Origin of the sequence: Chryseobacterium sp. 22532 (genome assembly GCF_052044665.1) — a bacterium.
Taxonomy (GTDB): domain Bacteria; phylum Bacteroidota; class Bacteroidia; order Flavobacteriales; family Weeksellaceae; genus Chryseobacterium; species Chryseobacterium lathyri.
Window position 1 is genome coordinate 397,202 of record NZ_JBQENJ010000005.1, and the last position, 23,139, is coordinate 420,340.

The window sequence follows — 23,139 nt, forward strand, 5'->3', positions numbered from 1 at the left end:
AAATAATTCCCGAGGCACGCTGAGCCAAGTGACTGATATATTTCATGTAAACTTTCCGGGAAATGCAAGTCCGAATGTTTTATCTTTGTTTTTAATTAATCTAAATAAAAATAATATGAAGGAAATTTGTATTCTTTTATCTATGCTTCCCGTTGGACTTATGGCTCAGGATTATGCAGAGATCCAGACCGGTATGAAAAATTTTTACTACGGATCGGCTGCTACAGACGATATGGATGGTGATGGAAAGCAGGATGTGGTGATCAACGGAGCAATTGACAGTGATCAGGATGGTAATGTTGACACATCTTTTAACGAAGTATATAGGAATAACGGAACTTCGCTGGTGCCTTACGCCAGTCTGGGAGTAGATGCAACGCACCTGGGAGATATAAAATTCATGGATTTTAATAATGATGGTCTTCTGGATATTATTTCTACAGGATTAAGCTATAATGATGTTGTTAATTATAAGCATTACAGATTCCGAAACTCAGGAGCGGGCTTTATTAATGAAGCTGTGCTCGACGGAAAAATCTACGGATCTTTAGAGGCTTTTGATTTTAATAATGACGGTAAGGTAGATTATGCCATTAACGGAACGCAATATGTTGAAGGGGCGGGTTTTCTGAATAACCTCGATTTTTATAAGAATACCGGGACTGATTTCGAGATCTTTAAAGGCTGGCAGCCGGGAACACAGAATGGAAGCTTTAAGTTTGTAGATCTCAATAATGATAATCTTATCGACCTTGTTATCCTGGGAATGGAGCAGGGTGATCAACCGGTCTGTAAAGTGTATCTGAATCAGGCAGGAACGCTGACGCCATCACAGGATCTTACTGCCCTGACTGGTGGAAAAATGGATTTCGCAGACTTCAATGCAGACGGCTATCAGGATATTGTTATTACAGGTCAGGATGATAGTTATTCCGGATTTCTTGCCGTACTGATGAATGATGGAACCGGGCATCTGAACACAAAGCAGATAAGCGTTGCTGAGATCTCGGATTCATCTGTAGCTACAGGTGATCTGAATAATGACGGATACTATGACTTTATTGTTTCGGGAAATGATGAAAATAACGGTGCTATAGTAAAAACTTTTCTGTACAATCCTTCCACTCAGAATTTTACTGAAAATATACCTACAGGACTGTATACTTTAGGAGGCCCGGGTTTTGTGAATTTATTTGACTTTGACAACAACAACCGTCTGGATATTTTATTGGCCGGATTTGATTGGGCAGATCCGGGTATGCCTTCACTGACTAAAATGTTCAAAAATACTTCTACGGAAATTAACCTGAAACCTTTACCTCCTGCAGTTCTTAATGTAACAAAGACCGGGAACCGCTTTAATTTCTCATGGAGTGGTGCATCTGATGATAAAACCCCAGCGAATGCCCTCCGTTATGAGATTAAAGTTGGATCTTCACCCGGAGCCGCTGATATTGCGAAGTATATAGTAACAACACCATCCTGGTTCCTGGATCTGGATCACTCTGTTCAGAATGTGTACTGGAGCATAAGATCAATAGATGCTTCAAAGGTCTTTTCTAATGCTTCAATACAAGGTGCATTGGGAACACGTGATGTAATAATTAACAGCAAGGTTTCGGTATATCCGAATCCGGCATCAGAGAAAGTATTTATTAAAGGGGAAAAAGTTTCGGATGTTGAAATGTACTCTATGGACGGAAGAAAGCAGAATATTGTTTTGAATGATGATCAGTCGATCAACGTCTCACATCTCACGAAAGGAGCTTACCTGTTAAAACTGACAACTAAAAACGAGATAACCACTCAAAAACTTATGATTAAATAAAACTGAAGAGTTCTATTAGTAAGAAAAGCCAGTCGTCCAGCTGGCTTTTCTGTTTTTATAGTGAAGATTGCAATTATAAAAAGAACTTTATCCACCGGATAAAGTTCTTTTTTTATTTTGGTTGTATTGTTGTGAACCACCCATCAAATAAATTGTATAAGTAGTGGATAAATCTTTAGATTTTAAAAAACTTAAGTGTACTTTTTTATACACAAAATTTAAACTAAAAACTAAATGTTTATCTTTTGTAACTTTTGTGGTCGATATTACGCTTTCTTGGTCCTGTTTCTAAACTTTTCAATCAAAAAGTAAAACAGTAAAAAGCCCAGTGCAAAAATGGAAAATCTTGATAACAGGTCTCCGGCTCTTGTATAGAAGGTCATCGTTTCGTAAAGATTCACTTTGGCGAATAATGTTGTTTTATCCCCATAGAAAGTATCGGCTTCCACTTCTCCTTTTGCATTGATATGGGCGGATATGCCACTGTTGGCGGCACGTGCAATTTCTCTTCGGGTTTCTATAGCCCTTAGCTTTGCATACGAAAGAAGCTGTTTGTGCCCTTCTGTAACCCCCCACCAGGAATCATTGGTCATGATGCCTAAGAAGTTGGCTCCTTTTTTTACGTAATCCGTTGTAAATTCTCCGTAGATGCTTTCGTAGCAAATGATAGGCGCTAATCTGCCTTTATTGTAAGGATTTGAAAAAGATTTTCTTTCCTCATCTATTCCTAAAGAAGCCACAGTTCCACCCAGATTAAGCATTGCATCACCTAACAGGGGCTTCAAAACACTCATGTACGGGAAAATTTCCACGCCGGGAACAAGCTTTCCTTTGTGATACACCTGAACCTTCTCTTGTGGTGCAATCTGAATAGCGGTATTATAGCTTTCCACCCAAAGCTCCGGATTAACCTGATAAGCTTCCTTCGGGATGTTCTCCTGGCTTTTATAAAAACGGTGTGAAGAAATTCCGGTTGCAAAAACAGCTCCCGGATGTTTGGATAAAAATCCTTTCACATTGTTTAAAAGCAGACTTTTCTCAAAAGCAGTTTCGGAAATTGAACCTCTTCCGGGAAGAGCTGTTTCAGGGGCGATATAATAATCAATCTTTCCTTTTGAATTGTTTTCTGCCAAGGTTAAAAGATCATTTTCAATGGTCAGGCTGTCTTTTGAATACTTTTCAGCATAAGGATCAAGATCCGGCTGCAACATCAGAACATTGACCTGTCCTGATGGTTTTTCGTCGAAATTATTGTATTTGATCAATGAGATAATCATCGGAAGAATGATCAAAGCAGCAACCATTGAGGTATTTTTGATCAGGTCTTTTCTTTTTCTTCCCGCTTCCCAGGTTCTTAAAGTATAAAAAATCAAAACATTGATAGATAAGATCCAGAAACTTCCTCCGGTTGCTCCCAGGGTGTCATACCACTGTATTAATTTAGGATAATCTGAAAATACATTTCCTAAATTCAGCCATGGCCAGGTGAGTTCCCAGTTCAGATGGAATTTTTCAAAACTCATCCATATGGCAATCAGAAATCCTAATCCCCAATACGTTCCCTGAGCATTTTTGTACCAGTGGTAGCACTGGAAAACAAGAGAGTAAAGGAAAGAGTTAACCAAAACGGGAAATACAACCGCCATCATGGAATGGCTTCCATCAGGGTTCTTAGAGCCATATAGCCATCCGGTCGTTACAATATTCCAGATCACAAAACAAAGATAAGAAAGGCCGAAGACCATCCAGCTTTTTCTTTTGTACGATGAAAATTTTGAGATTCCGTGTTCCATCATCAAAAGAGGAACAAGAGCAAAAAATATAAAGAAAGGAACTCCGTAAGTAGGCCACGAAACAGACAGCAGCATTGCTGAAATGAGCGTAAGTAAAATGTATTTCATTAAATTAATTTAACACACAAATTTAATGTTTTTGAAATGAATAAATTTGTACTTCATGTTAAAGAAGTTTTACAAAATTATTATTGTTCCTTATACATTGTTTTTGCTGTATCTCATGTTCTGGGGAATGGGCAGGTTTCAGTATGCGGATAACCAGATCACCGTGGAACCCATTTTTTCAACCATAGAGTTTATCCACAATACAATTGAGTGGAAGGATATTGGCATCATTGTTTTAGGGAATATCATTATGTTTATTCCTTTTGGATTTCTTGGCTGGATATTTCCCAGGCTCAGAGATCTTAATGCATTGATCTATACCTTCATTTCTTCTATCATTATCATTGAGGCACTTCAGTATTTTACCAGAATGGGGATCTTTGAGGTAGATGATATCATTCTTAATACTTTCGGTGTATATCTCGGATGGCTGCTCTGCCGGTTGGTAGAAAAAAGGTTTAGCCGTTTAGTTCTTTAGCACGCTTTTCGGCATTTAAAATTCCATTTTTTAAAATTTCTTTAAAATTGTGGTCTTCAAATGTTTTTAATGCAGCTTCAGTGGTTCCGCCTTTCGAAGCTACATCTTTGATAAGTTCTTCCAGATTCTTTTCGGAATTGTTGATCAGGTGATAAGCGCCCAGCATGGTTTGCTGTACAAACAGTTTGGAAAGATTTTCATCGATTCCCATTTCTACGCCGGCTTTTATCATGGCATCTACAATGTAATAAAAATAGGCCGGCCCGCTTCCTGAAAGTGCTGTAACGCCATCCAGAAGGTCTTCATTTTCCAGATAAACCGATCTGCCGGTGCTGTTCAGTAGTCTTTCAATATTGATCAGCTGGCTGAAAGAAATGCCTCCTGCAGCAGTATAGCCTGTAATACCCATTCCCAGAAGAGTAGGAGAGTTGGGCATAGCTCTTACAACGAGAGGATGGTTTAATAATTTTTGAATCTTTTCAATCTTAATTCCGGCCATGATAGAAAGGACCATCTGGTTTTCTTTTAATGTAAACTGGAAATTTTCAGTAACATGCAGAAAGTCCTGTGGTTTTACAGCTATAATAATAAGATCGGCATCCAGTTCTTGAGTCTCTTCGAAAGTGGAGATCTGTGATTTTGGAAATTCTTCGGCTATTTTAGAGATTTTGGACTGACCCCGGGTGATCAGATGGAGGTTTTCCGGTTTGATCAATTCATATTTTAAAAATGACTTTGAAAAGGAAAGGCCCATTTTGCCGGCTCCGAGGATCGCTATTTTCATGTTCGTGCTCTTTTTCAGCTAAAATAATATTTTTATTCCTTTACAAGGTATTTAATTCAGAAAAAAGCTGTTTTCACAATTTTAAAAAAACAGTCTCTTGTATCAAATAATATTTACTTCCCGTTCCAGCTCTATTCCAAACTTCTCTTTGACAGAATGAATGATTTCTGTAGAAAAATCAAAAATTTCTTTTCCGGTGGCATTTCCGGTGGCATTCACGATAACCAGTGCCTGAAGTTGATGTGATGCAGTATTTCCAATCTGTTTCCCTTTCCATCCGCACTGTTCGATTAGCCATCCGGCAGGTACTTTTACCACGTCTCCGTTTGGGTAGCCTGGAATGTTTTCAAATTTTAGCTTTAAATCTTCAAATTGGGTGAGAGGAATAGTTGGATTTTTGAAAAAACTTCCGGCATTGCCCATTATTTTAGGATCCGGGAGTTTACTCTGCCTGATATTGATGACCGCTTTGGAAACATTCTGAATCGTAGGATGGGTGATCCCTAAGTTTTCCAGCTCCGTTTTTATTGCACCATATTCTGTTTTGATGTGGTGATTTTTCCTGGTTAATTTAAAACTAACTTCCAAAATTACATACCTTCCCTTTCCTTCCTGTTTGAAAATAGAATCCCTGTATCCGAAATGGCAGTCTTCAAGGTTAAATGTTTTAACCTCAAGATTTTCAAGGTCTAAAACGGTACAGCTGACGAAAGTGTCCTTTATTTCGGTTCCGTAAGCCCCGATATTCTGCATCGGCGAGGTTCCTACATTACCAGGAATCAATGACAGGTTTTCTAGTCCGCCGTAGTTTTTTTCAAGGCTGTACATCACAAATTCGTGCCAGTTTTCTCCGGCTTTTGCTGTTACAAGCACTTCGTTTTCATTAAGCTCTTGTTCGGAAATTCCTTTCAAGCTGAGCTTAATGGCAAGGCCGTCAAAATCTTTCGTCAGAAGGATATTGCTTCCGCCGCCTAAAAATAAAACCTGAAGATGGTGGTCTTTAGAATAATTGATTGCATCCTTGAGGTGCTCAAGGGTTTGTACTTCAATAAAATATTTTGCTTTGGCGTCAACACCAAATGTATTGTAAGGTTTTAAAGAAAAATTTTCTTGCATGTTTTTATTGGTATTCTGTGGGAAGAATGAGGTTGAGTTGTTCTTTAAACTGTTTCAGCTGCCTGTAATGCAGCGTATCAGCATAAGAATTGACATAAATATGTGACTTTTTCGGAGTTCTGATCTGAAAAGTTTCGTCGATGCCATCTACAGACTGTTGGCTTGGAGAACTGTGTATTACATCAAGATCTTTAATTTTGATCGAAGAGATAAGGTTATTCCAGGTCTGTATGCTGATAGCTGAATCCCATTCTTTATGGATTTGGCGGGCTGTGATGCCCTTTTCCGCGTGTATGGAGTCTTTTGTGACTTTGATAATCTTATAATCGCCCTGGTCGCCACCGATATTGGATACACTGATGAAAGTTATCTCATTTGGGTTTTTAGGACTGGCCGAAGTTAGTTCTTTCTTTTTGTCACAGGAAAAAAATGCCGGCAGCAAAAACAATAAAAACAAGAGTTTCAGGTAAGTATTTTTTATTGCCGGCATCATAAATTATATTTTAGAGGCTGAATTCTTCTCTGTATTTCTTCAAAGCATTTTTAAGGATCTCAACGCTTCTCTTAAGATCTTCCTCTTTCAAGACGTAAGCGATTCTTACCTGTTTTTTTCCCAATTCAGGATCACTGTAGAAACCTCCTGCAGGAGCTACCATAATTGTTTCCTTATTAAGAGCGTATTTTTCTAAAAGCCACTGTGCGAATTTTTCGGTATCATCTACCGGAAGCTCTGCTACACAATAGAAAGCTCCTCTCGGCTTAGGACAGATTACTCCTGGAATGGCATTAAGAAGATCTACCAGGATATTTCTTCTGTGTGTATATTCTTCTCTTACTGCTCTGATGTATGCACCGTCGTTCTGGTGCGCTGCTGTTGCTGCGATCTGGCCTAACAGAACCGGGCTCAGTCTTGCCTGTGCAAAAAGCATTGCCGCATCATGGATCTTTTTAGAACGTGTTACCATACACCCGATTCTTACTCCGCACATAGAATAACGCTTGGATTCTGAATCAATGATGATGCAGTTATCGCTCAGTTCAGGGAAATCCAGCATAGAAATCTGCTGTTTCCCGTCATATACGTATTCTCTGTATACTTCGTCGGAAATAATAACGATGTCATATTTTAAGGCAATTTCTGCCAGCTGCTGAAGTTCTTCACGGGTGTAAAGATATCCTGTAGGGTTACCCGGGTTGCAGATAACAATTGCTCTTGTTTTTTCTGTGATTTTTTTCTCAAATTCTTCGATCGGAGGAAGGGCAAAACCTGTATCAATAGTAGATGGAACCGCTACAACATTAACGTTGAATGTGCTGGTAAACCCATTATAATTAGCATAATAAGGTTCAGGAATGATGACCTCATCACCATCATCACATAAAGTGGAAATGGCAAAGTTTAATGCTTCAGATCCTCCATTGGTCACAATGAAATTATCAGGTGTCAGATCCGAGAAACCTAAGGTATGATAATACTCCGTAAGAGCTTTTCTGTATTCTATATTACCTTCAGAAAGTGCATATTCCAATACTTTAAGGTCGATATTCTTTAAAGCATTTAAAGCTGTTTCCGGTGTTTCAATATCAGGCTGTCCGATATTGAGGTGATACACTTTTATTCCCTGCTGTTTTGCTTTTAAAGCATAAGGAACTAGTTTTCTTACCGGCGATGGCGGCATATGCTGTGCTCTGTTTGAAATATTTGGCATTGTTCAAAAATTTGTATGGCAAAAATAAGATTTAATTTCTCAATAATAAAATAACGTGTTGCCCATTTTGACTGCTTTTTAATTGTTTTGAAAATCAGTGAGTTAAAATTGATTATTATCTGTTCTTTTGATGTCTACGGGGATCTTTCTGACTATGCTTGATACTGATCGGCAGTTTTCTTAAAGTGCTGACTATTGGAAATTGATTATACATTAGAATGAATTGAAATTGTTAAAATAATATATTAAAATGCGAATAAAGCATTTGGTTAGAAAATAATGTTTTCATATAAGTTAAATGTATATAATTTAAAGTTATTGATTAATTATTGGTTATTTAATAAAAATTTAAGCTTTGTTTTGATTTTTTTATTAAATTTAAGCGATAATAAAAAATAATTATGAAAACAAATTTACCAGTTAGAGCTTTATCTGTTATGGCTCTTTTTGCGGCAGCAATGATGAGTGCCCAAAACTTTCAGACGATGCCTGTCCAGTCCGGGTATACGGCAGATGTAATCGCCAACGGTGTAGGTTCGGCAATGACATCCACTACAGAAGATGTTGACGGAGTATCTTTTGCATTTGTAGCAAGAGATTTTCAACTTACATCCAGCAGCACACCGATTACTTACGGTCTTCCGGTTAATGGGATCATTAATTCTGCAGTAGCTTCTACACCAGGGCTGAGCTTCAAGCTTGGAGATCTGTCTGGGAGCAATTCTTTAAAAATTTCAAGCAATGCTGCCGGCAGTAACAGTGGAACACTTTCATTTGTAAGCCCGGTTGCAGCTTTTAAAGTGTATATGCTTTCAACCGGCGGAAGTGGGGCATGTACAGTTAATGTAACAGTCAATTTTACAGATAATACTTCCCAGACATTTTCGGGCGTAGCGATCTCTGACTGGTATGGCGGGTCAAATTATGCCATACAGGGAATCGGACGAATCAACAGAAGCAATAATGTTTTAGAGCCTAATTCTACCAATCCGAGACTGTATCAGTCGGCCTTAACCATCGATGCAGCCAATCAGACCAAACCTATTCAAAGTGTTACCGTAACGAAAGTCAGTGGTACAGGCATAGCGAATGTATTTGCTTTTTCTGCTGATGCGTATACAGATTGTGTTGCTCCTACACTTCAGCCTGTAGGCACACTGACTTCTAATTCTGCTCAAGTTTCATGGACGATACCGGCCAGTGTTCAGGCGGTAAGCTATGATGTTTATTACAGCACCAGTAATACAGCGCCTACCGCTGCAACGGTACCTAACCATCCTGGAGTTACGGGAACTTCTTTTACCATCCCGTCTTTATCACCAAGTACGGTTTATTATTATTGGGTAAGAAGCAATTGCAGTACGGCAACGTCTCAGAGTGGTTGGTCATTATCCGGAACATTTACCACCTTGTGTGGGGCTGTGGTCCCGTCATATACGAATGATTTCAGCAGCTTTCCGGGAACATGCTGGGCTGGAGCTCTTTCCGGAGGCACACCTGCTACAGGTCCTACAGGGACATCGTCTTATTGGACATCGGGTGGATTCTTAGGCACAGGTTCCGGAGGATCAGCGACGATCAATTTATATTCAACAGGCAGAACGGGCTGGCTAAAAACAGTACCTTTCAATCTTTCTGCAGGATCATATAAAGTTAAATTTGATTATGGTGTAGCGGCTTATCTCAGTACCAGTGCTTCGCCAATGGGATCTGACGATGTTATTCAGTTTTTGGTATCCAATGATGGCGGTACGACATGGACTGTTTTGGAAACATGGAATCAGGCTAACGCCCCGACCAATACCTCAACTCAATATGTGTATACTCTAGCAGCGTATAACAGTGCTAATACCGTATTTGCATTTTACGGAACAGATGGAACAGTGAACGATGATCCTGACTATAATTTTTATGTAGATAATTTTACTGTTGAGAATGCGCAGCTGGGCACTTCAGAAGTAAAAGACGGTATTAAGAAAGTATCGGTTCATCCAAATCCGTTTAAAGACCTCCTTTATATTTCCGATAATAGAGAAGTGAAATCTGTAATGGTAGGAGATTCTTCCGGAAGAGCTGTAAAAACAATTACAGGAGCTGTAAGAGAGCTTGATCTGAGTACACTGAATACAGGTCTGTATTTTGTTACTATTTATTTCAAAGACGGATCACAGTCTACGGTGAAGGCTATAAAAAAATAATTTTTTTTAATGTCAATAAAGTTGAGCGGCAGTGCATTGATGTACTGCCGCTTTTTGTTTGATTAAATTTCGATCGTGGTATTCATAAATTTTGTTATTTTGAGAAAAATTAAAACATATTGAAAATGCAAATTCCAGCGGATTCTATAACTGATTATATTTCAAAAATTCCTGAAGAAAGACAGGAAGTATTCAAAAAGCTATTTGATACCATAAACGATAACCTACCAAAAGGCTTCCGGGAAAATATCAGCTATGGCATGGTTGGCTGGGGCGTTCCTCTAGAAACTTATCCGGCTGGCTACCATTGTGCACCGGGTACGCCATTGCCGTTCATGAGCCTGGCCTCCCAGAAAAATTTTATTGCATTTTATCACATGGGTATTTATGCAGATCCAGAGCTGTTAAATTGGTTTGTAACCGAATATCCAAAACATTCAAAAAGAAAGCTCGATATGGGGAAATCCTGTGTGAGGTTCAAAAAAATGGATGATATTCCTTTTGAGCTCATTGCTGAGGTCAGTAAAAAAATGACGGTTGAAGACTGGATTAATACCTATGAAACACAGTTTAAGAAAAGTAAAGAATCTGTTTCAAAAGAAAAATAGCTTAATAATTTGTAAGCCCGGCAATAAAAAAATATTATGATTAAATGTAAAGAAGATCTGTTTCAAAAAATTCCTCAAGCTCTAGCCTATATCATTTTCCTCGCTGGGATTTTGTTATTGCAGCAATGTACCACTCTGGCTCAATCCGGGAAGCTGAAGAACGGGGATCTGCTTTTTGTGACTGCAAAAGAAACCGGGTTATCAGGAGCGATTAATAATGTGACACAAAAACAGAAAGAGGCATCATTTGATCATATTGGAATTGTAGAAAAAGAAAATAATCACTGGTATGTACTGCATGCAGCTCCCAAAGGTGGTTCCCAAAAGCAGGATCTGAATTTTTTTCTTAAAGATCAGGCTGATGACGGCCAGAAAGTAATAATTTACCGCCTGAAGCCGGAATATCAGAACGCTGTTCCAGCTGCTCTTAAAAAAGCAGAATCTATGATAGGAAAACCTTATAATTTCAATTATATTCTGGACGAAAATTCTTTTTACTGTTCAGATTATATTGAAAGAGCGTTCAGGGAAGACCATATATTCAAGCTGGAACCAATGACATTTATTGATCCCAAAACAGGTAAAACTAATGAATTTTGGGCAGAATTTTACAAAAAGAAGAATCTGAAAGTTCCGGAAAGTGAGCCGGGATGCAATCCTAATGGACTGGCCGCTTCAGATAAACTGGAAAGAGTAGGAGAATTATAAATAACATTACCCTTAAAGATGTAGTAATCTTTAGGGGTATTTTTTGGTTTAAAAGTCTGGCTTAAAAGTTTGATGTAATAATCCTTGAATATTAAATTAAGAAAAAAATTTAGTTAAAATTTAAAATTATTAGTCCACTAATTTGGTGGACTAATAATTTTTTATACTTTTGTCAAAGATTTAACGCAAAAGCAACCATGATCTAGAAAATGTTTAACCAAAAAATTGTTTAGTGATGATTACACCTAATCCTACGTTGCAGGTTCTACCCAACACAATTAGCCTGCCTAAAAAAGAACTGATACTGGAAATAGAATTAAATGGTAAAATGAAATTTGAACATTTAATGAATACCATCTATAATCAGTTCGGGATTTGTCACAGAGTGCTGTCTGCTAATGTAGAATATGTCAATGGAAACAGTTTTGGTTCAGTACAGTTATATATTAATGTCAATTCAGAAGATTACCAGCAGCTGGAATTTTATCTGAATAAAAATAAACTTTTAAATACCATGGTGGAATATAACTGCCGTAAGTATTTTTAGGGGAGATTCATATAGTTTTAATTACAAGAAAGCATCCGGTTTTTTATCGGATGCTTTTTTATTGCAGTTCTTCTAATGGTTAAAGGTGAATTTTATTCCAATTCAAAAAAACAGTATTTTTAATGAATACAAAACATAAAAATTATGACCATAGTTATTATCATTGCTTTAATTGCAGTATTCCTCATTTACGGAGTATCAATCTACAACCGTCTGGTAAAATTGAAAAATCTAGTTCAGGAAGCTTGGAGTAGTATTGACGTGATGCTTAAAAAACGCCACGATCTTATTCCTAACCTTGTGGAAACTGTAAAAGGCTATGCAACCCATGAGCGGGAAACGCTTGACAGTGTGATAAGAGCCAGAACACAGGCTGTAGGTGCAGATTCGGTACAGGCGAAGGAAGCTGCGGAAAAAAATCTGAATCAGGCCATGATGAATCTGTTTGCCGTAGCGGAACAGTATCCTGATCTGAAAGCCAATACCAACTTTCAGCAGTTGCAGAGCGAGCTTACCTCTATCGGAGAATGATGTGGAGAAATCCAGAAGATATTATAACGGAACTGTCCGTGAAAACAATACGTTGGTTGAATCTTTCCCAAGCAACATCATTGCCAATATGTACAAGTTTGAGAAATCACCTTTCTTTGAGCTTGAAAATATTGCAGAAAGAGAAGTTCCATCCGTAAAATTCTAAGAAATGAAAAAATTACTGCAGCTTTTCCTCCTTCAGTTTTTTTTCATAGCCTTTGCCCAAGATGAATTAGCGCGGACGGATCAGCTGTCCATTATCGGATCAGAAAAAATTATCTCCTTCCATTCGGATATTGATGTGGATAAAAATTCGGGGATTACCGTTACTGAAAATATTAAAGTATACAGTCTTGGAAATAATATAAAAAGGGGAATTTTTCGCGCACTTCCTTTGTCCAGAAATCTGAACAATAAAACCCAGAAAGTAAGATATCATATTATTTCAGTGAAAAAAAATGGAGAGGAGGAAGATTATCATGAAGAGAAAGAAGATGGCTACCTAAAAATATATGCCGGAAATAAAGATGTTATCCTCGATCCCGGAACCTACGACTATGAAATAAAATATAAAACAGAGAACCAGATTGGTTTCTTTCCAAAGTATGACGAATTTTACTGGAATGTAAACGGAACCTACTGGGATTTCGATATAGATACTATTTCAGCAAAAGTAAATCTTCCTGCCGGAGCTGGGATTATTCAGAACTCCTGCTATACCGGAGCATATGGCAGCAACAGCCAGAACTGTACAGTCAAAGTACTGTCCAATGAGTCTATAGAATGGGGTGCTTCAGGTCTTCATGCCAATGAAGGTCTTACCATTGCAGTAGGTTTCAAAAAAGGAATTATGGTTCCGCCACCGCCGCCAACTTTCCTGGAAAAGTACGGGGTCTTGATTGGCGGATGTGTCGTATTCCTGATACTGCTTCTGTATCTTTATTCAACCTGGATGAAATACGGGATAGATCCGGAAACCCCTACTGTTTATCCACAGTTCAATGTTCCTGAAAATCTTTCGCCGGCTTCCCTGGGATACATCAACTCCGAAAGTTTTAAAAACAAATACCTGACGGCAGCTATTGTCAGCCTTGCAGTAAAAGGATATGTAAAGATTATAGAAGGAGAGGATTCCGGTCTGCTGGGGTTTTTCAATACCAAAACCTTTACATTGAAGAAATTGAAAGCTGCAGATGAAATGCTTCCGAAAGAAGAAATCAACCTGATGAATAGTCTTTTTTCAGAATTTGAAGATTCCGTCAAGTTTGATGGAAAATATAATCCGAAAATAGAAACCGCTGTTCAGAACTTCAAAGGAACGCTGGGCTTTCAGCATGACAATTTTTTGAATGAAGGAAATAATAAGAAAAAGTTAGTGCTTCCATGGCTTGTTATTAGTCTGGTGTATGGCTTCGGTTTATTCTTAAGTTATAATATATTGCCGGAGTCTGAAAGAGTATTTGCCGGAGTAATTTTATACATTATTATTTTTATTGCCTTTGCTTTAATAACATTTTTAGCGAAGAAATTATCATGGAAACTTTTATTTTTTATTCCTATTCCTCTCAGTATTGCTTTAGGAATTGGAGGAGTAATTTCTCAGGAAGGAACAGAGGTCGGGAGCATTAACTTTAGTGTCTGCTATATTTTTCTTGTGCTGGCATTTTCAGTAATGGTACTTTATCAATATTTAATAAAACAGCCATCAAAAGAAAAGCTGAGAAAACAATCCCTGATAGATGGCTTCAAAATGTATATGGGAGCGGCAGAGAATGAACAGCTGAAATTTCACAATCCTCCTCAGATGACTCCTGAGGTTTTCGAAACCCTTCTGCCTTTTGCTATGGTCATGGGAGTCGATCAGATCTGGGGACAGAAATTTGATGAATTGCTGAAGAAAACAGCAGCAGAATATCAAAATACCTGGTATTACGGCGGTGTAATGAATCATTATGCTTTTGCCAATACCCTGAACTCCAGTCTTACCCAATCCATACAGTCTGCATCTACCAAACCGTCCAGCTCAAGCAGCGGTTCCGGTGGTGGAGGATTCTCCGGTGGTGGAGGCGGTGGCTGGTAACCAAAAGCTATTAAAATAAAAGCGTTCAAATTAATTTGAACGCTTTTATTTTATAATAAATATTTTCCTAAATTCTCTCAATATCCGCCCCAATCGCTTTCAGCCTTCCGTCGATATTTTCATACCCTCTGTCGATCTGTTCGATATTGTGGATGATGGATTTTCCTTCTGCCGAAAGTGCTGCGATAAGTAGGGCATTCCCAGCTCTGATATCTGGGGAAACCATGGTAGTTCCTCTCAACGGAGCTTCCTGATTCAATCCGATTACCGTAGCTCTGTGCGGATCACATAAAATGATCTGTGCCCCCATATCGATCAGTTTATCCACAAAGAATAATCTGGATTCAAACATTTTCTGGTGAACCAAAAGACTTCCTTTTGCCTGAGTGGCGACTACCAGAATAATTGATAATAAATCCGGTGTAAATCCAGGCCATGGAGCATCTGAAATGGTAAGAATAGAACCATCAATAAACTTCTGAATCTTATAATTTTCCTGGGCAGGAATAAATATATCGTCATTGCTCTGCTCAAGTTCGATGCCTAACTTTCTGAATGTGTTGGGAATAACACCAAGCTGGCTCCAGTTGACATTTTTAATAGTGATCTCAGATTTAGTCATGGCAGCAAGGCCTATCCATGATCCGATTTCTACCATATCCGGAAGCATTGTGTGTTCCGTACCATGAAGATATTCAACCCCTTCAATCGTTACCAGGTTAGACCCGATTCCGGAAATGTTTGCCCCCATTCTGTTCAGCATTTTGCAGAGTTGCTGAAGATAAGGTTCGCAGGCAGCATTATAAATTCTTGTTTTTCCTTTGGCAAGAGCTGCGGCCATCACAATATTGGCTGTTCCAGTTACAGAAGCTTCTTCCAGGAGAATAAACTTTCCTCTCAGCTCCTTAGCTTTTAATGAATAAAAATATTCATCTTCATCATAATTAAATTCAGCACCAAGTTCTACAAGTCCCTGGAAATGAGTATCTAATCTTCTTCTTCCTATCTTGTCACCTCCCGGGGTCGGCATATACGCTTCACCATAACGGGCAAGCATTGGACCCATCAGCATGATGGAACCTCTCAGTTTGGCACCGTCTTTTTTAAATTCATCAGACTTGATATAATCGAAATTGACCTTATCGGCTTTAAATGTGAAATCACCCTGCCCATTTTTGGTTACCTTAACCCCAAAATCGCCCAGAATTTCAATAAGTCTGTTTACATCATGAATATCCGGAATATTTTTAATTCTTACCTCCTCATCTGTTAACAGGACAGCACATAAAATTTGAAGAGCTTCATTTTTTGCCCCTTGTGGAGTGATTTCACCATGCAGTCTTTTCCCTCCTCTTATCTGAAATGTTCCACTCATTATTTTCTGTTTTTATGGTTGTTGTTATGCCTTCTCTTATTGGTCTGGTTCTTATTATTGTTGTTATTACTGTTGCTGCTTCTGCCGCTGTTATTGTTGTTCCTGCTGTTGTTGTTATTGCTGGTATAGTAGATCTTGCTCTTCTCCAGGGATTCTATTCCCGTAAGGTCCAGTCTGTTTTCAGAAAGCTCCTTCAGGTGACGGAAAATAACATCATCCGTTACATGTTCCTTATTATATACATTATAAGACTTCTTCATGTTGTTGGCAATCACTTCGATCAGGGCTTCCTTCTCATCACCAGGTTCCAGTTCGATAGCTTTTTCTATCAATTGAAGAATACTTTTCCCGTAGAATTTAAAATCTCCCTGAAGTTTAGGGTATTCCATTCTTTTAGGCTTTTCGGCAAGCTGTTCTCTGGTAGGAAAAGGGTATGGGGAATCTACATCAAGATCATATTCTGCTAAAATAAAAAGATGATCCCAAAGTTTATGCTTATAATTTTCTTCGTCACGGAGCTGAGGGTTTCTCTGACCCATAAAATCGATAATGGCCATAGCCATTTCACTCCTTTCCTCTTTGGTAGGGAGCTCTTTGCAGCGTTCAACCAGCTGTTGTATAATTCTGCCATATTCCGGCATATGAAGCTGAGTTTTTTGGGTATTGTATTCCATAGTATGCAAATATATGGATTAAAAGAAAAATTGCTTTGAAATTATTAAAAGTTTATGATTTTTTAATGAATTTTTTATACACACATTGTCAGGAATCTTTTATTGAAAATGAAAAATTTTTGTGTTTTATATATTTTGTTTCAATAAAATTGTAATTTAGTTAATAGATTAATAATTAAAATACACGTATGAAAAAAACACATTTCTTAATTTCGATGCTGTCTTTAGCATTTTTAAGTTCCTGTCAGAGCGGTGATGAAAATGATAATGAAAGTCTTCAGAAAGAAGAAGTTCATGCTAAAACCGTAAATGTTACCAACCATGACGGGCGGCCCTTTAGTACAGGAAGCGGATCTTTGACCGGGAAATATGTATCCGGTCCTGGAGGCGGTGTCCTGATGCAGGGGTTTTACTGGGATGTTCCCGAAGGTGGAAATTGGTGGAACACTGTGAAAGACAAACTGACTGCCTGGTCAGACTCCGGAATTAGTGCAGTATGGCTTCCACCTGCTTCAAAAGCTCAGAACGGAGCTTATTCTATGGGATATGACCCGACAGATTACTATGATTTTGGAAATTTTAACCAGAACGGAAGTGTAGAAACCCGTTTTGGATCCCGGACCGAGCTGGAAGCATTGATAACAAAAGCCCATGCAGAAAATATGCAGGTGTATGCAGATATTGTTATCAATCATAACAGTGGCGGGCAGTCTCAGGCCAATCCTTTCACCGGAACAAATACCTGGACAGACTTTTCAGGAGTTGCTTCCGGGAAATTTCAACGAAGTTATAATGATTTTTACAAAAATTCGTACGGGAATAATGATGAAGGTGCTTTCGGAGGGTTTCCCGACCTGTGTCATGCCAATCCTTATGTCCAGGACTGGCTCTGGGGAAGAGATGATTCTGTAGGGAAATATTATAAGAATGTTATGAAATTTGACGGATGGAGATTTGATTATGTCAAAGGCTTCGGGCCTTGGGTTGTCAATAACTGGAATTCCAACGTTGGTGGATTTTCCGTTGGTGAACTTTGGGATTCCAATGTAAATACCTTAGAATGGTGGGCTAATAATGCCAACAGTTCTGTATTTGATTTTGCGGCATACTATAAAATGGATGAAGCTTTTGACAACGGAAATTTAAATGTTCTGAATGACGACATGATGTGGAAAAGAAACCCATATAAAGCAGTGACTTTTGTGGCCAATCATGATACCGATATTATTAACAATAAGATGCCGGCTTATGCTTACATTCTTACTCATGAAGGTTATCCTACTATTTTTTACCGTGACTACGAAGAGTGGTTAAACAAAGAAAGGCTTAATAATCTGATCTGGATCCATAATAATAAGGCTACAGGAACCACTTCCATATTATATACGGATAATGATGAATATATTGCAAGGCGTAACGGCTATAACGGGAATCCTGGCCTGGTGGTTTATATCAATAATTCATCGAGCTGGCAGGAAAGATGGGTAGAAACCAACTGGAGCAGTAAGCAGATAAAAGATTTTACAGGTCATTCCGGATGGTATCCAACAACACAGGGAGATAAATGGGTGAAAATTCAGGCTCCGCCAAACAGTTATTCAATATGGTCATTGAACCAATAAAATTTAAGAAGAGCAAGGATGAATTTCATCTTTGCTTTTTTATTATTTACATCCTGGAAAATATAGATTAACAGAAGCGGATTTAGTCTACAAATTCAGGATTTAAATTAGATTTCAATAAATTTTTTCTTTTGCTCACGATCAGGAAGAAAACATTTCTGATTGGCCAGTTTCATTCTGTTTCTTGAAATAAGATCATACACCTGATCACTCAAAAATGCAGGCAATACTTTTCCGGCAGCCGACAGTTTATAAACCCCACCCAATATAGTGGCGATCTGCAGTACAGCACGTGATTTGGTGAAATAATACTGTCCAGGTTTCCAGAGGTATAGCGTGTTGAATACTTGAGTTTGAAGACCTCTCTCAGACAGAAACTTCTGTCCGAAATCAGACTGCAGGGATGCAAACATAAATCGGTCATTCTTATCCCGTTCAAGGACCCACTGTACCCAGAAATTACAGACGCCACAGTCGCCGTCAAAAAATACAATATGTTTGTCTTCCCAGCTCTCCTTCATGATATAGATATTTAAAATAACATTTTCCTTTCAGTATCTTCTTTTACTTTTTTGAAGTATTTCACCAGTTCCTTACGCTGTTCAGCTGTCAGCTTTGCATCCTGATGTCCTACATAATAAGACTCCAGGGGCATTTCCTCTTTTTCTGTCATTTCTATACATTCTCCAAGTTTATGGGCCTGCCTTTTAGGTTCGTATACTGCAAAAGTAGAGAAATTAAGATGCTTTCTGCCTTCCTCTATATGATTTTTAACAAACCATGAAGCTGGTGAAATGCTGGCATACCACGGATATTCAGTTTCATTGGAATGGCAGTCATAGCAGGATGTTCTGATGATTTTTGCAATAGGTTCCGGTGTGTTTTTGATCTTCAGGAAATCCATACCCGGCGTTGGGGCCGGATTAGTTCTGTCGATCGGGAAAAACTGTATAATAATAAATGCAACAAGCAGAACAACCAGGATTTTTTTCATATCAATTATATTCTTGAACTATAAAAATAATCAAATTTTATTAAATCGAATGAATTGATTATCAAAACATACAATGCTCATTTGAATCATTCTAAATATGGCAACTTAGACTTGCTTTTTTCATATCTGCTTTTGAATTTTAACTAACTTAATTGCATTATTATAACTTTTAATATCCTGCTTTAAAATGATTTATAAAGCTTGGCTAGTTATAGTTTTTGACTATCGTTTAAATAATAATTAATAGATTGTATTTATATATAAGACTTTGTAAGTTTGTTATGTTTAAAAAAAACTGTATTAATCAACATAAAAATAAACGACAATGGAAAATGATTTGAATGACATCAGTAAATGTCCGTTCCATAACGGGACAATGAAAAAAGAAGCTGTAGCTGGAGGAGGAACCAAAAATCTTGATTGGTGGCCTGATCAGCTTAGGGTTGATATCCTGCGCCAGCACTCATCTCTTTCAGATCCTATGGATAAAGATTTTGACTATGCGGAAGCATTCAAAAGTCTCGACCTTGAAGCTGTAAAAAGAGATCTGCATGCATTAATGACAGATTCTCAGGACTGGTGGCCTGCCGATTTTGGCCATTACGGTCCCTTGTTTATCCGAATGGCATGGCACAGTGCCGGTACCTACCGTGTTGGTGATGGAAGAGGAGGAGCCGGTGCGGGACAGCAGCGTTTTGCCCCACTGAACAGCTGGCCGGATAACGTGAGTCTGGATAAAGCCAGAAGATTGCTGTGGCCTATCAAGCAGAAATATGGAAATAAAATCTCATGGGCAGATCTTTTGGTCCTTACCGGGAATATTGCTTTAGAGTCTATGGGCTTTAAAACATTTGGTTTTGCCGGAGGCCGTGAAGATGTTTGGGAACCGGATATGGATGTTTACTGGGGTTCGGAAAAAACATGGCTTGGAGGTGACTTGCGGTATGCACACGGTTCAGAAGGTGTAGCCGAAAAGCATGGAGTACTTCCAACTGATGATGATGCAGACGGTGATGTTCATTCCAGAAACCTTGAAAAGCCTCTTGCTGCTGTACAAATGGGGCTTATTTATGTAAACCCTGAAGGCCCGGACGGAAATCCTGATCCGATAGCTGCTGCCAAAGATATCCGCGATACATTCGGACGTATGGCGATGAATGATGAAGAAACGGTAGCTTTAATTGCCGGTGGACATACTTTTGGAAAAACTCATGGTGCAGGGCCTGCGGATAACGTTGGAAAAGAGCCGGAAGCAGCGGGAATTGAACTTCAGGGACTAGGATGGACCAGTACTTATAAATCAGGAAAAGGAACAGATGCTATTTCCAGCGGTCTGGAAGTAACATGGACAGAGACTCCGACACAGTGGAGCAATTATTTTTTCAAAAATTTATTTGAAAATGAATGGGAACTGACCAAAAGCCCTGCCGGAGCTCACCAATGGGTCGCCAAAAACGGAGCTGAGATCATTCCTGATGCTTTTGATCCTGCAAAAAAGCACAGACCTACGATGTTGACTACAGATCTTTCCTTAAGACTGGATCCAGTGTATGAAAAAATATCAAGACATTTCTATGAAAATCCGGATGCATTTGCAGATGCCTTCTCCAGAGCATGGTTTAAGCTTACCCACAGAGATATGGGGCCTAAAGCAAGATATCTGGGACCGGACGTTCCTCAGGAAGAACTGATCTGGCAGGATCCTATTCCTCAGGTTGATCATGAACTGATCAATGATGCAGATATTAGCACCTTAAAAGAAAAAATATTAAATTCAGGATTAAGTGTTTCAGAGTTAGTATCTACTGCATGGGCTTCCGCATCCACATTCAGGGGAAGTGATAAGCGGGGCGGGGCCAACGGAGCAAGAATCAGGCTGGCTCCCCAAAATGATTGGGAGGTAAATAACCCTGTTCAGCTTCAGAAAGTTTTAGGGGTTTTGGAAAATATTCAAAAAGAATTCAACAACACTCAAGTTGTCAATAAAAAAGTATCATTGGCGGATGTAATTGTTCTTGCAGGAAGTGCGGGAGTTGAAAAAGCTGCAAAAGAATCAGGGCATGATATCAAAGTTCCTTTTGCACCCGGAAGAATGGATGCTTCACAGGAACAGACCGATGTAGAATCCATGAGTTATCTGGAGCCTGCAGCAGATGGATTCCGTAACTATCTGAAAAAGAAATTCAGTGTATCTACAGAATCCTTACTGATTGATAAGGCACAGCTTTTAACCCTAACAGCACCTGAACTTACCGTACTTATAGGCGGAATGCGTGCACTGGACACAAATTTTGACGGATCAAAACATGGTGTATTTACCAACCGTCCGGGAATACTTACCAATGACTTTTTTGTTAATCTTCTCGATATGGGAACGCAATGGAAAGCTATTTCGGAAGATCAGGAACTGTATATGGGAACCGATCGGTCAACAGGACAGCCAAAATGGACAGCTACCCGTGCAGATCTTGTTTTTGGCTCTAATTCTGAATTGAGAGCGATTGCAGAAGTGTATGCCAGTTCCGATGCCCAGAGAAAATTTGTAAATGATTTTGTTTCCGCCTGGGTTAAAGTAATGAATTCTGACAGATTTGATTTAAAGTAATTGTAAACTTAACATAATATTATGAAGACAGCTGTAAAAGCTGTCTTTTTTTATAGATATTTTTATAAATTAATTTATTAAATAATATAATGTTCAAATTAATTATATATTTGTTGATAAAAAACAAATAAATATGTTAAGAAAATTATTTCCTGCCCTATTATTGGTAGGGTCATTTAGTTTTGCCCAGGTGGGAGTGAATACAGATCTTCCAAATGCTACACTGGATGTAGCGGGAAACCCGACCGATACTTCAAAATTTGATGGAATTATTGCACCCAGAATTACAGGTGATCAATTGAATCTCAAAACTTATACACCTTTACAAACAGGAGCATTGGTATATGTAACCACTGCCGGGGCTTTAAGTGGACAAACTGCTGATGTAAGCACCGCAGGATATTACTATTTTAACGGGGATTTGAATAAATGGGTAAAGCTAAATACTGGAATTTCCGCATCTCCATGGAATTTACAAAATACTGCCAATCCTGCGACCTCTAATGATCAAAACATTTATCAGAATGGAAAGGTAGGGATTGGATTTACTTCTGCTGATGCTGTATCTGACAGACAGTTTGAAGTGAAAGGTGATATGAAAGCTCAATATGGAACCGGAAGCAATTACTTTGGTGTAGATACTAACCTTTTAGGAGCAGGCAGTGGTATCTATTATTCGGATAATAGTGATCTGTCTGCTGCTACAAGTTTAGGTGTGGTTATGGCAAGACCGGGTTTAACCACCTTACAATCCAATTATGGAGATAGTGGAGGCAGTATAGCCACCTTTTCACAGTCTACGGGCGGATCCTTTGGTCTGGTAGCTGTTAATCAGGATCAAAGTGTAAATGCCTCTATATGGGGAATAAGTAATGGAACTAGTAATAGCTTAATTCTGAGTCACGATGGAGGAACAACGGGGGTAACCAATGTTACTCTTGAAAAAAGTAAAGGAGTTACCTTTTCCTATATAGATACATCCGGGAATCCTCAGGGGGCATATACTTTTCCGAGAACAAATGGCCAGTCCGGCCAGGTTTTAGTAACAGACGGGGCGGGAGTGTTATCCTGGAAAGATGCTTCATCTTTAAATGCAAAAATAAAAACTTTGTCTACGGGAACTGTTGCTGCCGATGATTATACGGTTCTTGTAACAGGAAATATTTCTCTTCCGGTTGCAACTGCAGCCAATCAAGGAAAAGTTTATAATTTGGTCAATGATACAGCTGGAAATGTTACTATTAATGGAAGTTTTAGGATTAACGGAGGCAATTTTACCAATTATGGTTTGAATAACAGTGATTGGGGAAGAGCAATTGTAGTACAAAGTACCGGCTCAGCCTGGGTGGTGATTTCGAGATATTAACCGTTATTAATTAAG

Annotated in this window: 21 protein-coding genes; 12 read left to right on the top strand and 9 right to left on the bottom strand. The window is 38.6% G+C overall.

The genetic code is table 11. The annotated features are described in order from the left end of the window. Nucleotides 1-115 precede the first annotated feature (115 nt). Entirely contained in the window at nt 116-1,828 is a 1,713-nt protein-coding gene (locus tag ACTJIV_RS15925; protein WP_440628604.1) for a T9SS type A sorting domain-containing protein, read from the top strand. Between the two features lie 266 nt (nt 1,829-2,094). Here the strand turns inward: ACTJIV_RS15925 and lnt are convergent, their stop codons facing one another. After that, nucleotides 2,095-3,729, bottom strand: coding sequence for an apolipoprotein N-acyltransferase (gene lnt / locus ACTJIV_RS15930; RefSeq protein ID WP_336378938.1), 1,635 nt, complete (start codon nt 3,727-3,729; stop codon nt 2,095-2,097). Between the two features lie 55 nt (nt 3,730-3,784). Here lnt and ACTJIV_RS15935 point away from each other — a divergent pair, with 55 nt between their 5' ends. Further along, nucleotides 3,785-4,207, top strand: a complete 423-nt coding sequence (locus tag ACTJIV_RS15935) for a VanZ family protein (protein WP_111960549.1) — start codon at nt 3,785-3,787, stop codon at nt 4,205-4,207. Here the strand turns inward: ACTJIV_RS15935 and proC are convergent. The 4 genes from proC to ACTJIV_RS15955 form a co-directional block, all read right to left on the bottom strand. Continuing rightward, nucleotides 4,188-4,991: a pyrroline-5-carboxylate reductase gene (proC, locus tag ACTJIV_RS15940; protein ID WP_111960551.1), complete on the bottom strand. Its 804-nt coding sequence runs from the start codon at nt 4,989-4,991 to the stop codon at nt 4,188-4,190. The genes ACTJIV_RS15935 and proC overlap by 20 nt on opposite strands. A 102-nt stretch (nt 4,992-5,093) precedes the next feature. Further along, nucleotides 5,094-6,107: a UDP-N-acetylmuramate dehydrogenase gene (gene murB / locus ACTJIV_RS15945; RefSeq protein WP_440628607.1), complete on the bottom strand. Its 1,014-nt coding sequence runs from the start codon at nt 6,105-6,107 to the stop codon at nt 5,094-5,096. Nucleotides 6,108-6,111: 4 nt separating this feature from the next. Beyond that, nucleotides 6,112-6,600, bottom strand: coding sequence for a hypothetical protein (locus ACTJIV_RS15950; protein WP_440628609.1), 489 nt, complete (start codon nt 6,598-6,600; stop codon nt 6,112-6,114). 10 nt (nt 6,601-6,610) lie between these two features. Then, complete coding sequence (locus ACTJIV_RS15955) at nt 6,611-7,816, bottom strand: pyridoxal phosphate-dependent aminotransferase (protein WP_111960557.1); 1,206 nt, start codon at nt 7,814-7,816, stop codon at nt 6,611-6,613. 401 nt (nt 7,817-8,217) lie between these two features. On the opposite strand from ACTJIV_RS15955, the gene ACTJIV_RS15960 reads away from it, so the two are divergent. The 7 genes from ACTJIV_RS15960 (at nt 8,218) to ACTJIV_RS15990 (ending at nt 14,488) form a co-directional block, all read left to right on the top strand. Beyond that, entirely contained in the window at nt 8,218-10,014 is a 1,797-nt protein-coding gene (locus ACTJIV_RS15960) for a T9SS type A sorting domain-containing protein (protein WP_440628611.1), read from the top strand. A 125-nt stretch (nt 10,015-10,139) separates the two neighbouring features. Continuing rightward, nucleotides 10,140-10,622, top strand: a complete 483-nt coding sequence (locus ACTJIV_RS15965) for a DUF1801 domain-containing protein (protein ID WP_223560151.1) — start codon at nt 10,140-10,142, stop codon at nt 10,620-10,622. A gap of 36 nt (nt 10,623-10,658) precedes the next feature. Further along, entirely contained in the window at nt 10,659-11,330 is a 672-nt protein-coding gene (locus tag ACTJIV_RS15970) for a YiiX/YebB-like N1pC/P60 family cysteine hydrolase (protein WP_440628613.1), read from the top strand. A 235-nt stretch (nt 11,331-11,565) separates the two neighbouring features. Further along, nucleotides 11,566-11,877 (top strand): NIL domain-containing protein, encoded by a 312-nt coding sequence (locus ACTJIV_RS15975; protein ID WP_223560149.1) that lies wholly within the window; start codon nt 11,566-11,568, stop codon nt 11,875-11,877. 144 nt (nt 11,878-12,021) lie between these two features. Then, the gene (locus ACTJIV_RS15980) at nt 12,022-12,408 is read left to right on the top strand and encodes a LemA family protein (protein ID WP_440628616.1); all 387 of its coding nucleotides are present in this window, start codon (nt 12,022-12,024) and stop codon (nt 12,406-12,408) included. A 1-nt stretch (nt 12,409) separates the two neighbouring features. After that, entirely contained in the window at nt 12,410-12,574 is a 165-nt protein-coding gene (locus tag ACTJIV_RS15985) for a LemA family protein (protein ID WP_440628618.1), read from the top strand. A 3-nt stretch (nt 12,575-12,577) separates the two neighbouring features. Continuing rightward, complete coding sequence (locus ACTJIV_RS15990) at nt 12,578-14,488, top strand: DUF2207 domain-containing protein (protein ID WP_440628620.1); 1,911 nt, start codon at nt 12,578-12,580, stop codon at nt 14,486-14,488. A 67-nt stretch (nt 14,489-14,555) separates the two neighbouring features. On the opposite strand, the gene murA is transcribed toward ACTJIV_RS15990, so the two are convergent. Continuing rightward, a complete protein-coding gene (gene murA, locus ACTJIV_RS15995) occupies nt 14,556-15,863 on the bottom strand; it encodes a UDP-N-acetylglucosamine 1-carboxyvinyltransferase (RefSeq protein ID WP_111961038.1) in 1,308 nt (435 codons plus the stop codon). After that, nucleotides 15,863-16,537, bottom strand: a complete 675-nt coding sequence (locus ACTJIV_RS16000; protein ID WP_111961037.1) for a DUF4290 domain-containing protein — start codon at nt 16,535-16,537, stop codon at nt 15,863-15,865. The genes murA and ACTJIV_RS16000 overlap by 1 nt, the downstream gene beginning before the upstream one ends. Before the next feature lie 188 nt (nt 16,538-16,725). Between ACTJIV_RS16000 and ACTJIV_RS16005 the strand changes: the two genes are divergently transcribed. Further along, on the top strand, nt 16,726-18,159 hold the full coding sequence (locus tag ACTJIV_RS16005; RefSeq protein WP_223560146.1) for an alpha-amylase: 1,434 nt from the start codon (nt 16,726-16,728) through the stop codon (nt 18,157-18,159). 107 nt (nt 18,160-18,266) lie between these two features. Here ACTJIV_RS16005 and ACTJIV_RS16010 read toward each other — a convergent pair whose 3' ends face one another. Continuing rightward, complete coding sequence (locus ACTJIV_RS16010) at nt 18,267-18,680, bottom strand: thiol-disulfide oxidoreductase DCC family protein (protein WP_440628623.1); 414 nt, start codon at nt 18,678-18,680, stop codon at nt 18,267-18,269. Between the two features lie 11 nt (nt 18,681-18,691). After that, nucleotides 18,692-19,153, bottom strand: coding sequence for a heme-binding domain-containing protein (locus ACTJIV_RS16015; RefSeq protein ID WP_111961034.1), 462 nt, complete (start codon nt 19,151-19,153; stop codon nt 18,692-18,694). Nucleotides 19,154-19,478: 325 nt separating this feature from the next. Between ACTJIV_RS16015 and katG the strand changes: the two genes are divergently transcribed. Beyond that, on the top strand, nt 19,479-21,758 hold the full coding sequence (gene katG / locus ACTJIV_RS16020) for a catalase/peroxidase HPI (RefSeq protein ID WP_440628625.1): 2,280 nt from the start codon (nt 19,479-19,481) through the stop codon (nt 21,756-21,758). A gap of 133 nt (nt 21,759-21,891) precedes the next feature. Further along, entirely contained in the window at nt 21,892-23,124 is a 1,233-nt protein-coding gene (locus tag ACTJIV_RS16025; protein ID WP_440628627.1) for a hypothetical protein, read from the top strand. The last annotated feature ends 15 nt before the right edge of the window (nt 23,125-23,139 follow it).

Coding starts and splice junctions, on each gene's coding strand:
- ACTJIV_RS16015 (WP_111961034.1), bottom strand. CDS start 19,153: ATGAAAAAAATCCTGGTTGTTCTGCTTGTTGCATTTATTATTATACAG.
- proC (WP_111960551.1), bottom strand. CDS start 4,991: ATGAAAATAGCGATCCTCGGAGCCGGCAAAATGGGCCTTTCCTTTTCA.
- ACTJIV_RS15970 (WP_440628613.1), top strand. CDS start 10,659: ATGATTAAATGTAAAGAAGATCTGTTTCAAAAAATTCCTCAAGCTCTA.
- ACTJIV_RS16010 (WP_440628623.1), bottom strand. CDS start 18,680: ATGAAGGAGAGCTGGGAAGACAAACATATTGTATTTTTTGACGGCGAC.
- lnt (WP_336378938.1), bottom strand. CDS start 3,729: ATGAAATACATTTTACTTACGCTCATTTCAGCAATGCTGCTGTCTGTT.
- ACTJIV_RS15975 (WP_223560149.1), top strand. CDS start 11,566: ATGATTACACCTAATCCTACGTTGCAGGTTCTACCCAACACAATTAGC.
- ACTJIV_RS16005 (WP_223560146.1), top strand. CDS start 16,726: ATGAAAAAAACACATTTCTTAATTTCGATGCTGTCTTTAGCATTTTTA.
- ACTJIV_RS15925 (WP_440628604.1), top strand. CDS start 116: ATGAAGGAAATTTGTATTCTTTTATCTATGCTTCCCGTTGGACTTATG.
- ACTJIV_RS16025 (WP_440628627.1), top strand. CDS start 21,892: ATGTTAAGAAAATTATTTCCTGCCCTATTATTGGTAGGGTCATTTAGT.
- ACTJIV_RS15980 (WP_440628616.1), top strand. CDS start 12,022: ATGACCATAGTTATTATCATTGCTTTAATTGCAGTATTCCTCATTTAC.
- ACTJIV_RS16000 (WP_111961037.1), bottom strand. CDS start 16,537: ATGGAATACAATACCCAAAAAACTCAGCTTCATATGCCGGAATATGGC.
- ACTJIV_RS15965 (WP_223560151.1), top strand. CDS start 10,140: ATGCAAATTCCAGCGGATTCTATAACTGATTATATTTCAAAAATTCCT.
- murB (WP_440628607.1), bottom strand. CDS start 6,107: ATGCAAGAAAATTTTTCTTTAAAACCTTACAATACATTTGGTGTTGAC.
- katG (WP_440628625.1), top strand. CDS start 19,479: ATGGAAAATGATTTGAATGACATCAGTAAATGTCCGTTCCATAACGGG.
- ACTJIV_RS15935 (WP_111960549.1), top strand. CDS start 3,785: ATGTTAAAGAAGTTTTACAAAATTATTATTGTTCCTTATACATTGTTT.
- ACTJIV_RS15955 (WP_111960557.1), bottom strand. CDS start 7,816: ATGCCAAATATTTCAAACAGAGCACAGCATATGCCGCCATCGCCGGTA.
- ACTJIV_RS15990 (WP_440628620.1), top strand. CDS start 12,578: ATGAAAAAATTACTGCAGCTTTTCCTCCTTCAGTTTTTTTTCATAGCC.
- ACTJIV_RS15950 (WP_440628609.1), bottom strand. CDS start 6,600: ATGATGCCGGCAATAAAAAATACTTACCTGAAACTCTTGTTTTTATTG.
- ACTJIV_RS15960 (WP_440628611.1), top strand. CDS start 8,218: ATGAAAACAAATTTACCAGTTAGAGCTTTATCTGTTATGGCTCTTTTT.
- murA (WP_111961038.1), bottom strand. CDS start 15,863: ATGAGTGGAACATTTCAGATAAGAGGAGGGAAAAGACTGCATGGTGAA.